Genomic DNA, 13,411 nt, shown 5'->3' on the forward strand with positions numbered 1-13,411 from the left:
GTTTGCCCGCCGACAGGCCGTGTCAACTTCCGCTGAGGGAACAACGTCCTCTCCTCAGCCTCGCGTCCACTGGATTGGACCACCGGATCATCAGCCCAGATACTGGGAGCGTTCCCAGACAAACGAGCGTCCGCGACGCCACTGCCACGGTCGAAGGCGCTTGACACCTCGCTCGGACGCGATGACACTCCCTCGAAAACCTGGGAACGCTCCCAGCTCTACCGTCGCCGCTAGAGGGAGTTCCACGTGCGCCGCCGCCACTGGGTCAGAGTGGTGGTCTGTGTCGTCGTGTCCGTCACCGTCGCTTCGTGCGGCGGGGGTGGAGCGGCGAACCGGACCGCCGACGGCAGGACCGAACTGACCGTTGCCACGTTCAACGAGTTCGGTTACGAGGAGTTGTTCGCCGCCTACGAGGCCGAACACCCGAACATCAAGATCACGCAGCGCAAGACGGGGCAGGGCGCCCCGCACCACCAGAACCTCTTCACCAAGCTGGGCGCGGGGTCGGGACTCGCCGACGTCGAGGCCGTCGAGGAGGGCTACCTCAGCCAGGTCATGGCCAAGTCGGGCCAGTTCAACAACCTCCTGGAGATCGGCCCGAAGGACGTCACGGCGGACCGCTGGCTGAAGTGGAAGGCCGACGCCGCGACCACCAGGGACGGCAGGCTGATCGGCTACGGCACGGACATCGGCCCGCTCGCCCTGTGCTACCGCAAGGACCTCTTCGCCGAGGCGGGACTGCCCTCGGAGCCCGAGCAGGTCCGGCAGCTCTTCGCCACGTGGGACAGCTACTTCGCGGCGGGCGACAGGTTCGTCGCGAAGGTGTCCGGTGTCGCCTGGTTCGACAGCGCGGCGCAGATCTTCAACGCCATGCACAACCAGCACGAGGTCGGGTACTTCGACACGTCCGACAACCTGGTCGTCGAGTCCAACCCGGCCGTTCGCAACGACTGGAACGCCGTCACCGCCGCCGTCGCGAAAGGACAGTCGGCGAAGCTGGCCGCGTTCAGCAACGAGTGGAACACCGGTTTCAAGCTAGGCAGGTTCGCCACCAAGACGTGCCCGTCGTGGATGCTCGGCGTCATCGAGACCCAGGCGGGGCCGGAGAACGCCGGCAAGTGGGCCGTCGCCGACGCGTTCCCCAACGGCGGTGGCAACTGGGGCGGCTCCTACCTGACCGTGCCGAAGCAGAGCAAGAGTCCGGCCGAGGCCGCGGCGCTGGCGGCGTGGCTCACCGCCCCGGAGCAGCAGATCAAGGCGTTCCAGGCCAGGGGCACGTTCCCCAGCCAGGTCGAGGCCCTCGAGAACAGAGCGCTGGTGGAGCACGTCAACACCTACTTCGGCAACGTGAAGGCGGGTGCCCTGTTCGCCGCGCAGGTCCAGAAGGTCAGGGCCGCGCAGTACAAGGGCCCTGCCGACGGACAGATCCAGGAGAACGTGTTCGGCCCGGCGCTGCAGTCGGTCGAACAGGGCAAGCGCCCGGACGACGCGTGGCGCACGGCGGTGCAGGAAGCCAAGAAGGCCGCCGGATGACAGACCGCCGGGACGCGGAGGCACCCGCGTCCCGGCGGCACTCGGATCAGGCGGTCAGGAGCGTCAACCCGTACGTGCGAAGGATCTCGTTGACGGGCTGGAACCACGTGCGGCCACCGCTTCCGCAGTTGCCGTAGCCGCCGGACGTGACGCCCTGCGCCTGGTCACCGGTGATGAACGACCCGCCGGAGTCGCCACCCTCGGCGCACACCGACGTGCCGACCATCTCGTAGACCGCGCCCTGCTGGTAGTTCACGGTCTCGTTGCGGCCCTGGATCACGCCGCAGTGCCAGTGCGTGGTCGAGCCCGAACGGCACACCGAGGTGCCGGGCGGGGCCTCCCACGAACCGCGCACCAGGGCGTCGCTCGTCTGGCCCCAGCCGAGCACGACGGGCACGTTCCACCAGCCGCCGCCGGTGCGGACCCAGCCGTAGTCGTTGGTGGGGAACGAAGAGCCGACGAACTCGCCCTGCCACGACCGGTCCCAGCCGTAGACGTTCCAGGCACCGACGTTGCAGTGGCCCGCGGTGACGTAACCGCCGTGCACCGAGAAGCCGATCGAGCAGCGGACGTTGCCCGTGTAGAACGGGTCGCCGCCCACGGTGCCGGCCGCGAACGTCTGCGGCTTCTGGACGCCGGCGGTGTTCACGACGACGTCCTCGGGCAGAGCCGAGAGGTCGGCCCCCGGCAGGGCGTCGACCACCACGGCGCCGCGCTGGACGTCGACCCGCCACCCGGCGACGTCCTTCGACACCGATCCGGCCTTCGACAGTCTGTCGATGCCGGCCTTCACCGCGTTCAGGGACGCGAGGGACTTCGTGCGCAGCACCGGCTGGGCGCCGGCGGCCTTGACCGCGTCGACTCGGGCGGGGTCGGTGACGGCCACCTGGAGCTCGCCGTCGGCGTACCAGCTTCCGCCGTACGCCTCGGCGGCGGCCTGTTCGGCGGCCGGTGCGATCTTCAGAGCGGCCTTCTCGGCGCGGATGCGGGTCAGCGCCTGGGCCTGGGTGATCCCGAAGTCGCGGCTCATCGCGTCGACGACGTCGGCCGACGCCGTCACAGCAGGGACGGTGATCGCGCTCAGCACGATCGCGGACACGGAAACCATTCGTAGCAGCACGTTCTCTCCTACGGGGTCCAAGGTGAGCTGACGGCCCAGCTCACGTCCTGGTTGTACGAGGCAGGGTTGTCGTACGTGTGCGCGCCGCCGTTCGAGGCGACCCAGACCTCCTCCTGGTAGTGCCGGATGTTCGTGCCGAGCTCGTTGACCGACTCGAGCCGGACGCCTCCAGTGCCCTGTTGCGCGCAGAACGTCGCGTCCCGCCGGAACAGGTCGGTGTTGTCGTTGGTGCCGAGGCGGACGCGGAAGTCCGCGTGCCGCAGGAACTGGCCGGAGATGTTGCGGGACTCGAACGAGTAGCAGGTCGGGTCGGCGAGCCCGCGCCGCACGACGAACGTCGCGTCGGCCTTGGTCAGGGCGTCACTCGTGCTCGTCACGACGTCCGTGCGCGCCAACGACTCCCGGTGCCGCAGGTAGCGGTCCGTGAAGCCGGGCGTGGTGACGCGGAACGAGCGCGCCTGGTCCAGCGGCAGGTCCGCGCCGCTGCGCCACAGGCCGGTGCCGACGGCCCACGTGGTGTCCGCGGCGAACGAACTCGCGGTGTCCCAGGGGTTCGAGCCACCGGAGCGCGCCAGGTACACGCCCTCGTTGTAGTGACGGATGAACGACCCGCGCACGTTGTAGGACTCCAGCGCGGTGCCGCCGGACCCCTCACGGGCGCAGAACGTGGCGTCCGCCGCGATCGTGCCGTTGTTCGCGTCGATGCGGACGCGTCCGCTGCTGTGCCTGAGGAACTGACCGGGGAAGTTCCTCGACTCGAACGACAGGCAGGCCGCGTCGGCGAGTCCGGGACGGAGGGCGAACGTCGCGTCCAGCTTCGCCGGGTCCGTGCTGATCACGTCGGTCCGGGCCAGCGAGGACTGGTGGCGCAGGTACCGGTCCGTGTAGCCGGCCGTGGTGACGCGCAACGACACCACGTCGTCCGGACTCACGGCCGTGCCGCGGGCGACCGCGAGCACCCCGAGGTTGACGGCCCGCACCCGCGACTCGGTCATCTTCAGGATGCGCCGGTCGTAGGTGTAGAAGCCGTTGACCTCGTTCTCCACGTCGTACGGCTCGGTGTAGACCATCGCGGACAGCCCGCGGGTGTGCACGAGCCGCTGGACCTGCTTGATGACCTCCTCGTACCGCTTGGTCAGCGACGCCTCGTCCGGGTAGAGGGCCCCGTAGGCGAAACCGGCGCCCGGCTGGTACTCGTGACCGACGACCCGGCGGCCCAGACCGCCGAACTCACCGAGCATCGCGACCCGGTTGGCGTCGGGCTGACGGGTGGTGGCCGAGATCTGGTAGTGGTGGTCGTCGATGACGTCGCCGTTGCCCGGGTCGGGATCCGAGACGCAGCAGTTGGACCCCGAGTTGTGGTTGATCAGGCGGGTGTTGTCGATCGACCGGACGAGGTTCACGATGCGGCCGGCGTCGTACTCGCCCCAGCCCTCGTTGAACGGCACCCACTGCACGATCGACGTGATGCCCTTGAGCTGGTCGATCATCCGGCGCAGCTCGGACTCGTAGTTGGCGTGCGAGTTCGGCGCCTCGTCGATCGAGTCGACGGACGGCATGTCCTGCCAGACCATCAGCCCGAGCCGGTCCGCGTGGTAGAACCAGCGGGCCGGTTCGACCTTGATGTGCTTGCGGACCATGTTGAACCCCAGTGCTTTCTGGCGTTCGAGGTCGAAGCGCAGCGCCTCGTCGGTCGGCGCGGTGTAGACGCCGTCCGGCCAGTAGCCCTGGTCCAGGGTGCCGCTCTGGAAGACGAACTTCCCGTTCAGCAACGGCCGCATGACCCCGCCGACCATCGCCTTGCCGAGCGAGCGCATGCCGAAGTAGCCGGTGACGGAGTCGCCGCTGCCCAGCGTCACGCGCAGGTCGTAGAGGAACGGGTCGTCCGGCGACCACAGCCGGGCGTTCGGCACGGGCACCCGCAACGAGGTTCCGGTCGTGCCGGTCTGCCGGCCGACGACCTGCCCGCCGCTCAGCACCTCGGCCGTGACCGGCTGGCCCGCGGTGCCCTGCACGACCAGGTCGAGCGCGCCCGCGCCGAGGTTCGGCGTGGTGTCGAGACGCGTGATGTTCGCGGCCCGCACCGGTTCCAGCCACACGGTCTGCCAGATGCCGGACGCGGCGGTGTAGAAGATGCCGCTGGGGTTGCGGCGCTGCTTGCCGATCGGGTAGCGGCTGCCGTCCACCGTCGAGGTGACGCCGACGACGATCTCGTTCGTACCGGCCGTCAGGGCCGAGGTGATGTCGAACGAGAACGCGTCGAACCCGCCGGTGTGCGTACCGACCTGCCGGCCGTTGACCCAGACTCGTGTCTCCCAGGTCACCGCGCCGAAGTTGAGCCTGACCTGGCGACCGTTCCACGACGACGGAACGGTGAAGGTGCGGCGGTAGAACATGTTGTCCTCGTGCCGCTTGATCCCCGACAGCGCGGACTCGATCGGGTACGGCACGAGGACGCCCTCGGCCAGCGGACGGCCGATGGGCGGGTTGGTGAGGTTCGCCGCCCCCGCGAACTCCCAGACGCCGTTGAGGTTCTGCCATTCAGGGCGCTGGAGCTGCGGGCGCGGGTACTCGGGCAGGGCGTTCGTCGGCGACACCTGCGAGGTCCACGGCGTCGACAGCGGAGGGGTCTTGGGCACCCACTCCGCCGCCTGCGCCGCTGTCGGTGTCAGAAACGTCGCTGTGATGAGGATTCCGACCAATACGCCCAGGACGCGTCTGGTCATGGCTCTCCTATCTTCGCAATATCCTTTGGAGGACAACGACGACGAGCAGGAAGGCGCCGCTGACCACTGACTGGTAGTTGCTGTCGAGCGTGCCGATCTGGTTGATGACGTTCTGGATGACCTTGATCAGGCCCACGCCGATCACGGTCCCGAGGATCGTGCCCATGCCACCGGTCAGCAGGGTTCCGCCGATGACGACGACCGCGATGGCGTCCAGTTCGAGCCCGACGCCGATGACCGTGACGCCCGACTGCAGATAAGCGGCGGTCAGGGCGCCGGCGAGACCCGCCAGCGTGCCGCTCATCGTGTAGACGAGGACCTTGGTCTTCGCGACGGGGACGCCCAGGAGGATCGCCGACTGCTCGGCGCCTCCGGTGGCGAACACGTTCTGGCCGAAGTTCGTGCGGTTCAGGACCATGCCGCCGAGCACGGCGAGCACGGCCGCGATGAAGATCGGGTAGCCGAAGCCGAACACCGTGCCGCGGCCCAGTTCGACGAACGCGCTGTCCGACGCGATCTTGTAGGTGTTCGCGCCCTCGTCGGTGATCGCCAGCAGGAGCCCTCGGGCGAACAACAGCGACGCCAGCGTGACGATGAACGGCGCCATGTTCGTCTTCGCGATCAGCAGGCCGTTGATCAGGCCGATCAGCCCGCACACCACCAGCGGCAGTGCCAGCGCCGCCAGGAACCCGTACTGCGAGCCCCAGGCCGCGAGCACACCGCCGAGGGCGTAGAGCGAGCCGACGGACAGGTCGATGCCGCCCGTGATGATCACGAACGTCATGCCGATCGCGATCACCGCGAGGAACGAGCCCTGCAGGGCCAGGTCGCGCAGGTTGTCGAGGCTGCCGAAGCGCGGGAACACCAGCCACGACACCGCGACCATCAGCACGAGCGCGACGGCGGCGCCCTGGCGTTGCAGGACCTTCGTCCTCGCGGCGGCCTTCGGCACGGACGGGGTTGTCGTCGTGATCATCGGCGCTCCCGTGCCACGTACACGGCGGCGACGATGATCGCGGCCTGGATCATCTGCGCGATCGAGTCCGGCAGGTTGTGCTTGATCAGGGTGGCCCGGACGAGCTGCATGAGGATCACGCCGAACACCGTGCCGAGCACGCGGACCTTGCCGCCGGTGAGCGGGGTTCCGCCGACGACCACCGCGGTGATCGCGGACAGCTCCATGAGCAGGCCCATGTCGGCGGGGTCGCTGGCGGCGAGCCGGGAGGTCGCGAGGACCCCGGCGACGGCCGCCAGCACGCCGCAGATCGCGTAGACGCCGATCAACACCCGGTTGACCGGGAGCCCCGCGAGCGAGGCCGCCTTGCGGTTGCCGCCGATCGCGACGAGCTGGCGCCCGAACGTGGTGCGGTTCGTGAGTCCGGCGACGACGAGCGCGAGCAGCCCCGCGATCAGCACGCTGATCGGGACACCGAGCACGTCCCCGGTGCCGAGCTCGAGGAACGTGGGGTCGTGCAGCTGCACGAGCTGGCCGTTCGCGATCACCAGCGCCAGGCCGCGGCCGCCCACCAGCAACGCGAGGGTGGCGACGATCGGCTGGATGCCGATCTTGGCGACGAGGAACCCGTTGAACGCTCCCGCGAGCACGCCGACGACCAGCGACATAGTGATCGCCATCAGCGGACCGGCGCCGAGGTAGAGCGGGATGATCGCGGCGGCCAGCGCCATGACCGCGCCGACGCTCAGGTCGACGCCCTCGGTGCCGATCACCAGCGCCATGCCGAGCGCGACGATCAGCACGGGCGCGGCCTGCACGAGCTGGGTGGTGAAGTTGCCCACCGTCAGGAAGTTGGCCGTGAACAGGGCGTTGAACAGCAGCAGTGCGGCGACGGCGACGTAGACACCGTTGTCCTGCAACCACCGCGTCCTCGCGGCCGCGGCGCTAGCCCTGGTGGCTGGCCGCGTGGTCGTCTGAGTCATCCGTCACCTCCGCCGCGATCGCTTCGAGCACGTGCTCACGGGTGAGCCTGTCTCCTTCGAGTTCGCCCGCGACGGAACCGTCGCGCAGCACCACGAGCCGGTCGGCTCCGTCGAGCAGTTCGTCCAGCTCGGAGCTGATCAGCAGCACCGCCAGGCCTTCCCGGGCGAGCTCGTCGATCAGCGCCTGGACCTCCGCCTTGGCACCGACGTCGATGCCGCGCGTCGGTTCGTCGAGCAGCAGGATCCTCGGTTCGGTGCACAGCCACCGGGCCAGCAACACCTTCTGCTGGTTGCCACCGGACAGCTCCGCGACCTTCTGCTCCGGGCTGGACACCTTGATGCGCAGCCGTTTCACGAAGGTGTCGACGATCCGGTCCTGTCTGGACCTGCTGACGAGACCGAACCGGCCGAGCCTCGGCAGCGCGGCCAGCACGATGTTCTCGCGCACCGACAGGTTCGGGATGATCCCCTCGGTCTTGCGGTCCTCGGCGAGCATGCTGATGCCCGCCCTCATCGCCGCCTTCACGTTGTGCGCCACGGGCTTGCCCCCGACGAGGACCGTGCCGCCGCCGAGCGGGAACGCGCCGATGATCGCCTTCGCGGTCTCGGTGCGGCCCGAGCCGAGCAGGCCGGCGAGGCCGACGACCTCGCCGGGCCGGATCGCCAGGCTGACGCCGTTGATGCGCGGTCTGCTCGTCAGGTCGACCGCTTCCAGCACCGGTTGCGCGTCGGCCTGGTGTCCCTCGCCGAACGCCGTGGTGCCGTGCTTCTCGATCTCCTTGACCGACCTGCCGAGCATCAGCGAGACGAGCTCGATGCGCGGCAGCTCCTTCAGCGGACCGCTGTGCACGTTCTTCCCGTCCCGCAGCACCGTGACGGTGTCGCAGATCCGGTAGAGCTCGTCCATGCGGTGGCTGACGTAGATGATCGCGATGCCGGCCTCGTGCAGCTTCCGCACGACGCCGAGCAGCGTCTCGACCTCGCGCGGTTCGAGCGACGACGTGGGTTCGTCCATGATCACGACGTCCGCGTCGGCCGCGACCGCCCTGGCGAGGGCGACCATCTGCTGCTCCCCGACCGCGAGCGTCCCGAGCGGGCTGCTCACGTCCGCCGTGATGCCGTAGCCGCGCAACAGTTCCGCGGCGTCGGCGTCCCGGCGGGCCCGGTCGATCAGGCCGAACCTGTTCCGCGGCTCGCGGCCGAGGAACAGGTTCGCGGACACGCTCATCAACGGGACGAGGTTCACCTCCTGGTAGATCGTGGAGATGTGCCCGCCCCGGGTGATGGAACCGGCATCCGGGGTGTGGATGCCGGTCAGCACCTTGATCAGCGTCGACTTCCCGGCGCCGTTCTCCCCGACCAGCGCGTGGATCTCGCCGCGCTGGAGCGTGAAGTCCACGTCGCTGAGGGCGTGGACGCCGGCGAACGTCTTCGTCACGCCGGCGACCTCGATGACCGGATCAGTAGGCATTGCCGAGCTTCTGCGCCGCGTTCGTCGTGTCGTACTCGTCGTCGGAGATCACGATGGTGTTCGGGATCTCGTCGCCCTTGCCGAACTTCTCCAGCGTGTCGAACGCGAGCGGGCCGAAGCGCGGGTTGGACTCGACGACGGCGGTGTAGCTGCCGTCCGCGATGAGCTGCACGGCGTTGCGCGTGCCGTCGATGGAGACGACCTTGACGTCCTTGCCCGGCTGCTTGTTCGCGGCCTTGAGGGCGGTGACGGCGCCGACGCCCATCTCGTCGTTCTCGGCGTAGACGGCGGTGATGTCCGGGTTGCTCTGGATGAGCTGCTCCATCACGGCCTGGCCCTTGGACCGGTCGAACTCGCCGGTCTGCTCGGCGACGACGGTGAGGCCCGGGGTGCCCTTGATGCCGTCCTTGAAGCCCTTGGTGCGGTCGACCGTCACGTTGTTGCCCGACGCGCCGAGCAGGATCGCGACCTTGCCGGTGCCACCGGTAGCCTTGATCATCTGCTGGGCGGCGCGTTCGCCCTGCTTGACGAAGTCGGACCCGATGAAGGTCAGGTAGTCGGTGCAGGGCTGCGAGGTGACCTTGCGGTCGATCGTCACGACCGGCACCTGCTTGGCCTTGGCCGCGTCGAACGCGGGCTGCAGGCCGTCGGAGTTCAGCGGCGCCACGATCAGCAGCTTCGCGCCGCGGTCGATCAGCGACTTGATGTCGCTGATCTGCTTGTTCAGGTCGCTCTGCGCGTTCGTGTACAGCAGTTCGGCGCCGCGCTTCGCCGCCTCGTCCCTGATCGACTGGGTCTCGGCGGTGCGGAACGGGTTGGCCTCCTTCTCCGACTGGGAGAAGCCGACCAGCGCACCCTTCAGGTCGATCTGCGGGTACCCGGTCTTGCTCCGCGCACAGCCCGGACCTGCACTCTGGTTCTGCGCGGCGGACGCGGCGGGGCCTTCGCTGCTGGCTGTCGTGGGGGTTTCTCTGCTGGTGCACCCCGTCACGAGCAAGGCTGCGACGGCGATGAGCAACATGCGAGACATCGTTGGCTCCTACACGGCGGGCTATGCGTGGACGCGCTCTCAGGCGCTAGATTTGCATCGTTGTTCCAACGATGTAAAGACCCGGGTACTTCCCGGTTTTTTTCCCGGTACTTTTTCTGGAGGCTGTGTTGGCCACGCTGAAGGACGTCGCCCGCCTGGCGGGTGTCTCGGTGAAGACCGTGTCGAACGTGGTCAACGGCTACTCGTTCGTGAAACCGGACAACCGCCGCCGCGTCGAGGAGGCGCTGGAGGCGACCGGCTACCGCCCGAACCTGGGCGCCCGGAACCTGCGCCGCGGGCGCACCGGCTTCATCGCCCTGGTGCTGCCCGAACTCTCGATCCCCTACTTCGCGGAGCTCGCCGGCCTCGTCATCGCCGCCGCCCAGGAGCACGAGTGGAACGTGCTCATCGAGCAGACGTTCGGCACCCTCGCCGGTGAGCGCTCGGCGCTGGCCGCCCTCGGCCCGCACCTGGTCGACGCCGCGATCCTGAGCCCGGAGGCCCTCCAGGTCGACGACTTCCAGCTGCCCGTGCCCGCCGTCCTGCTGGGCGAGCACGCCGTCGACGTCCCGATCTCCCGGGTCGGCATCGACAACGTGGCCGCCGCCCAGGCCGCCGTCCGCCACCTGATCTCACTGGGCCACCAGCGCATCGCCGCCATCGGTGCCCACCCCCACCGAGGCACGGCCGCGCTGCGCCTCGAGGGCTACCGCCGGGCACTGGCCGAGGCGGGCCTGCCGTTCGTCGACGAGCTCGTCGTCCCGGCGCTGAACTACCACCGCGCGGACGGCGCCGCCGCGATGAGGTCGTTGCTGGACCTGCGAAACCCGCCGGACGCCGTGTTCTGCTTCAACGACCTGCTGGCCATCGGCGCCATGAGGGCGGCGGCCGAACGTTTCGTGCGCGTGCCGTCCGACCTCGCCGTGGTGGGCTTCGACAACAACGAGGAAAGCGTTTACAGCTCGCCGTCCCTGACGTCCATCGCCCCCGACAAGGCCGCCATCGCCCAGGCCGCCGTCGACCTGCTGCACCGCCGCGTCGAGTCCAGCGAGTCCCTCGAGAACGTCGAGACGCCGTTCTCCTTGCAGGTCAGGGAAAGCACCGTGGCACGGTGACGGTGCGGGACGTCTCGACGGCCCTGCGGCACGAGATCCGCACGGTGTCCGGTGAGACGTTGTTCCTGTCCTGGGAGGACGAGCCCGGGCTCGTCGAGTTCCGCGGGTGTCACGGGTTTCCGGACGTGGTGCGGTTCGACGTGTGGGGCAACCTGTTCGAGCCGTTCCTCGACACGTCGTTCACCGACTCGCAGCAGGCCGGTGCCCGCGTCGCTGCCCTCGACGCTGGGTGATCTCGCCGAGGTCTACCGGTGGGCGATGGAGATCGCGGACTACGGGCGCGCGAAGACGTCGTAGGTCCGCTGGTCGAACAGGACGAACCTGACCAGGTCGAGTTGCGCGTCCTCCACCGCGGCTCGGGCGAGGCGGGCGGCGTCCTCGACCGGCCAGCGGTAGATGCCGGTGGAGATCGCGGGGAACGCGATGGTGCGTGCTTCGAGGTCTGCGGCTGCCTGCAGCGCGTTGTGGTGGCAGGCGGTCAGGAGGTGGGAGCGGTCCTCGGTGGCCGACCAGACCGGGCCGACCGTGTGCACGACCCAGCGCGCCTTCAGCCTGCCGGCGGTGGTGGCAACGGCCTGGCCGGTCTTGAGACCGCCGCCTAGGTGACCCGCGCGGAGCCTGCGGCAGTCGGCGAGGATGTCCGGACCGCCCTTGCGGTGGATCGCGCCGTCCACTCCCCCGCCGCCCAGCAGGGAGGAGTTGGCGGCGTTGACGATCACGTCGACTTCCTGTTCGGTGATGTCGCCGAGGACGTACTCGATGGTGGCCACGTCCCCGATTGGATCACGCGAGCGGACAGGTGGCCACGTCATTTGGCCTGGGCAACGTCTTGGAGGCCGGCGGCTGCGCCCCGTCCAGCCACCGCTCCAACGCCACGAACGCCGCCCGGTGACAAGGCGCGAGAGGCCGCAACCGATCCGGATGGGCGTCCACGAGCCCGTCCACGTGCGTCCCCTGCTCCACCCGGTAGTACCGGTGCAACCGGTCAGGTGTCATGCCCGCGTACACGTCCGAGTCCTGCGAGATCGGCAGCAACACGTCGTACGTCCCGTGCACGGTCAGCAGAGGCCGCTTGATCTTCCCGGTCAACGCGACCCGCGACACCGACGGCCCGGCCACCTTCCGCCGCGCCGCGTACGAGTAGTCCGCGTCGCACGAGGGCGTTCCCGAGGCGCAGAACGGCACCCCGGCCTCCAGCTCACCGTCGAAGCCCGGGTCGAACTCCTCGCGGTAGATGCGTTGGGTCAGGTCCCAGTAGTAGCGGTAGTGGTAGTCCCACAGGAACTCCGTGCCCGCCGGGAAGCCCGCCGCGACCATCGCCTCGTGCGCGCCCGGCTTGCCGGCCAGGTGGTCGGGGTAGGCGCGCAGGACGGGTGGCAGGAACGTCAGCGGGTTCGGTCCGCCGACCGTCCACAACGTCCCCTCCCAGTCGACGCCGCCGTCGTAGAGGTGCGGGCGGTTCTCCAGCTGCCAGCGAACGAGGTAGCCGCCGTTGGAGATGCCGGTGGCGATGGTGCGGTGTGGTTTTCGGCCGTAGCGTTGGGAGACGACGGACTTCGCCGCGACGGTGAGCTGGGTGAAGCGGTGGTTCCACTCCTCCATCGCGCGGCCGTCGCGGTAGAACTGGGCTCCTGTGTTGCCCTTGTCGGTGGCGGCGAAGGCGTAGCCGCGGGAGAGGACCCAGTCGGAGATCGCCCTGTCGTTGGCGTACTGCTCGCGGACTCCCGGCGAGCCGGTGACGACGAGGCCGCCGTTCCAGCGGTCGGGCAGTCTGACCACGAACTGGGAGTCGTGCCCGCCGTGGTTGGTGTTGGTGCGTGAGGTGTCCGGGAAGTAGCCGTCGATCTGGATGCCGGAGACCGCGCCGGGGACGGGCAGGGCGGCGCTCGTGAGCCCCGCCCAGTCGGCCGGGTCGGTGTGGCCGGTGGCGACGAGGCCGGTCGTGGTGAGGTCGGTGAGGCGGGCGAGTCGCTGGTGTTCGGCGCCGGGGACCGTCATCGCGGACATCGGCGGGGTGAGCGCGAGTACCAGGACCAACGGGAGCAACATAGCTGGTCAAGCTATGTTGTGACGGCCTCCCGGCGACATGGTTGCCTCCCACACAAGGCCCGCTTTGAAGGTGGTGAAGCCGAACAGGTCCAGCACCCGGCGGACCTGAGGCTGGGTGTCGTGCAGCGAGAACGACTTGCCGTTGTGGTGCGCCGCGCACAGCAGGAGCAGCAGTGTGCGCAGACCACCCGCGGACAGGAACGTCACCTCCGCCAGGTCGATCGAGACGCGGTCGGTGGTGGTGTCGGTGATGCCGGGTATCACGGCGGCGAAGAAGACGTCGCAGGTCGTCATGTCCATCTCGCCCTGGCAGATGGCCACGAAGCGACTACCGGAGCGTTGCGTCCGCACGGCGAACGGGCTGGACTCACAGGCGGTCATGAACCACTTCACCGCACCTCGCGCCACCGGCGATAGCAGCGGAAACGA

Annotated in this window: 12 protein-coding genes; 3 read left to right on the forward strand and 9 right to left on the reverse strand. The window is 69.0% G+C overall.

What is annotated here, in order from left to right; all coding sequences use genetic code 11:
- The first annotated feature begins 246 nt into the window (after positions 1-246).
- Positions 247-1,533, forward strand: coding sequence for an ABC transporter substrate-binding protein (locus tag ACWF7A_RS24515; protein ID WP_452252808.1), 1,287 nt, complete (start codon positions 247-249; stop codon positions 1,531-1,533).
- A gap of 46 nt (positions 1,534-1,579) precedes the next feature.
- Here ACWF7A_RS24515 and ACWF7A_RS24520 read toward each other — a convergent pair whose 3' ends face one another.
- From ACWF7A_RS24520 to ACWF7A_RS24545, 6 genes are read right to left on the reverse strand one after another with little or no spacing between them, the layout of a single operon-like run.
- Entirely contained in the window at positions 1,580-2,653 is a 1,074-nt protein-coding gene (locus ACWF7A_RS24520; protein WP_452252809.1) for a S1 family peptidase, read from the reverse strand.
- 8 nt (positions 2,654-2,661) lie between these two features.
- Positions 2,662-5,379 (reverse strand): AbfB domain-containing protein, encoded by a 2,718-nt coding sequence (locus ACWF7A_RS24525; RefSeq protein WP_452252810.1) that lies wholly within the window; start codon positions 5,377-5,379, stop codon positions 2,662-2,664.
- Positions 5,380-5,386: 7 nt separating this feature from the next.
- Positions 5,387-6,355, reverse strand: coding sequence for an ABC transporter permease (locus ACWF7A_RS24530; RefSeq protein WP_452252811.1), 969 nt, complete (start codon positions 6,353-6,355; stop codon positions 5,387-5,389).
- The gene (locus ACWF7A_RS24535) at positions 6,352-7,317 is read right to left on the reverse strand and encodes an ABC transporter permease (RefSeq protein ID WP_452252812.1); all 966 of its coding nucleotides are present in this window, start codon (positions 7,315-7,317) and stop codon (positions 6,352-6,354) included. The genes ACWF7A_RS24530 and ACWF7A_RS24535 overlap by 4 nt, the downstream gene beginning before the upstream one ends.
- A complete protein-coding gene (locus ACWF7A_RS24540; RefSeq protein ID WP_452252813.1) occupies positions 7,280-8,788 on the reverse strand; it encodes a sugar ABC transporter ATP-binding protein in 1,509 nt (502 codons plus the stop codon). The genes ACWF7A_RS24535 and ACWF7A_RS24540 overlap by 38 nt, the downstream gene beginning before the upstream one ends.
- Positions 8,778-9,818 carry an ABC transporter substrate-binding protein gene (locus tag ACWF7A_RS24545; protein ID WP_452252814.1) on the reverse strand — a complete coding sequence of 347 codons (1,041 nt, stop codon included), beginning with the start codon at positions 9,816-9,818 and terminating at the stop codon, positions 8,778-8,780. Before ACWF7A_RS24545 ends, ACWF7A_RS24540 begins: the two co-directional genes overlap by 11 nt.
- A 125-nt stretch (positions 9,819-9,943) precedes the next feature.
- Here ACWF7A_RS24545 and ACWF7A_RS24550 point away from each other — a divergent pair, with 125 nt between their 5' ends.
- Both ACWF7A_RS24550 and ACWF7A_RS24555 read left to right on the forward strand, forming a co-directional pair.
- Entirely contained in the window at positions 9,944-10,933 is a 990-nt protein-coding gene (locus ACWF7A_RS24550) for a LacI family DNA-binding transcriptional regulator (RefSeq protein ID WP_452252815.1), read from the forward strand.
- Positions 10,930-11,166 carry a hypothetical protein gene (locus ACWF7A_RS24555; RefSeq protein WP_452252816.1) on the forward strand — a complete coding sequence of 79 codons (237 nt, stop codon included), beginning with the start codon at positions 10,930-10,932 and terminating at the stop codon, positions 11,164-11,166. Before ACWF7A_RS24550 ends, ACWF7A_RS24555 begins: the two co-directional genes overlap by 4 nt.
- Before the next feature lie 39 nt (positions 11,167-11,205).
- Here ACWF7A_RS24555 and ACWF7A_RS24560 read toward each other — a convergent pair whose 3' ends face one another.
- The 3 genes from ACWF7A_RS24560 to ACWF7A_RS24570 are packed head-to-tail and all read right to left on the reverse strand — an operon-like array spanning position 11,206 to position 13,375.
- Positions 11,206-11,745 carry an O-acetyl-ADP-ribose deacetylase gene (locus ACWF7A_RS24560; protein WP_452252817.1) on the reverse strand — a complete coding sequence of 180 codons (540 nt, stop codon included), beginning with the start codon at positions 11,743-11,745 and terminating at the stop codon, positions 11,206-11,208.
- Positions 11,717-12,982, reverse strand: a complete 1,266-nt coding sequence (locus ACWF7A_RS24565; protein WP_452252818.1) for a tannase/feruloyl esterase family alpha/beta hydrolase — start codon at positions 12,980-12,982, stop codon at positions 11,717-11,719. The genes ACWF7A_RS24560 and ACWF7A_RS24565 overlap by 29 nt, the downstream gene beginning before the upstream one ends.
- A gap of 6 nt (positions 12,983-12,988) precedes the next feature.
- Entirely contained in the window at positions 12,989-13,375 is a 387-nt protein-coding gene (locus tag ACWF7A_RS24570) for an STAS domain-containing protein (RefSeq protein WP_452252819.1), read from the reverse strand.
- Positions 13,376-13,411: the final 36 nt, after the last annotated feature.

Source organism: Lentzea sp. NPDC055074, assembly GCF_053608005.1.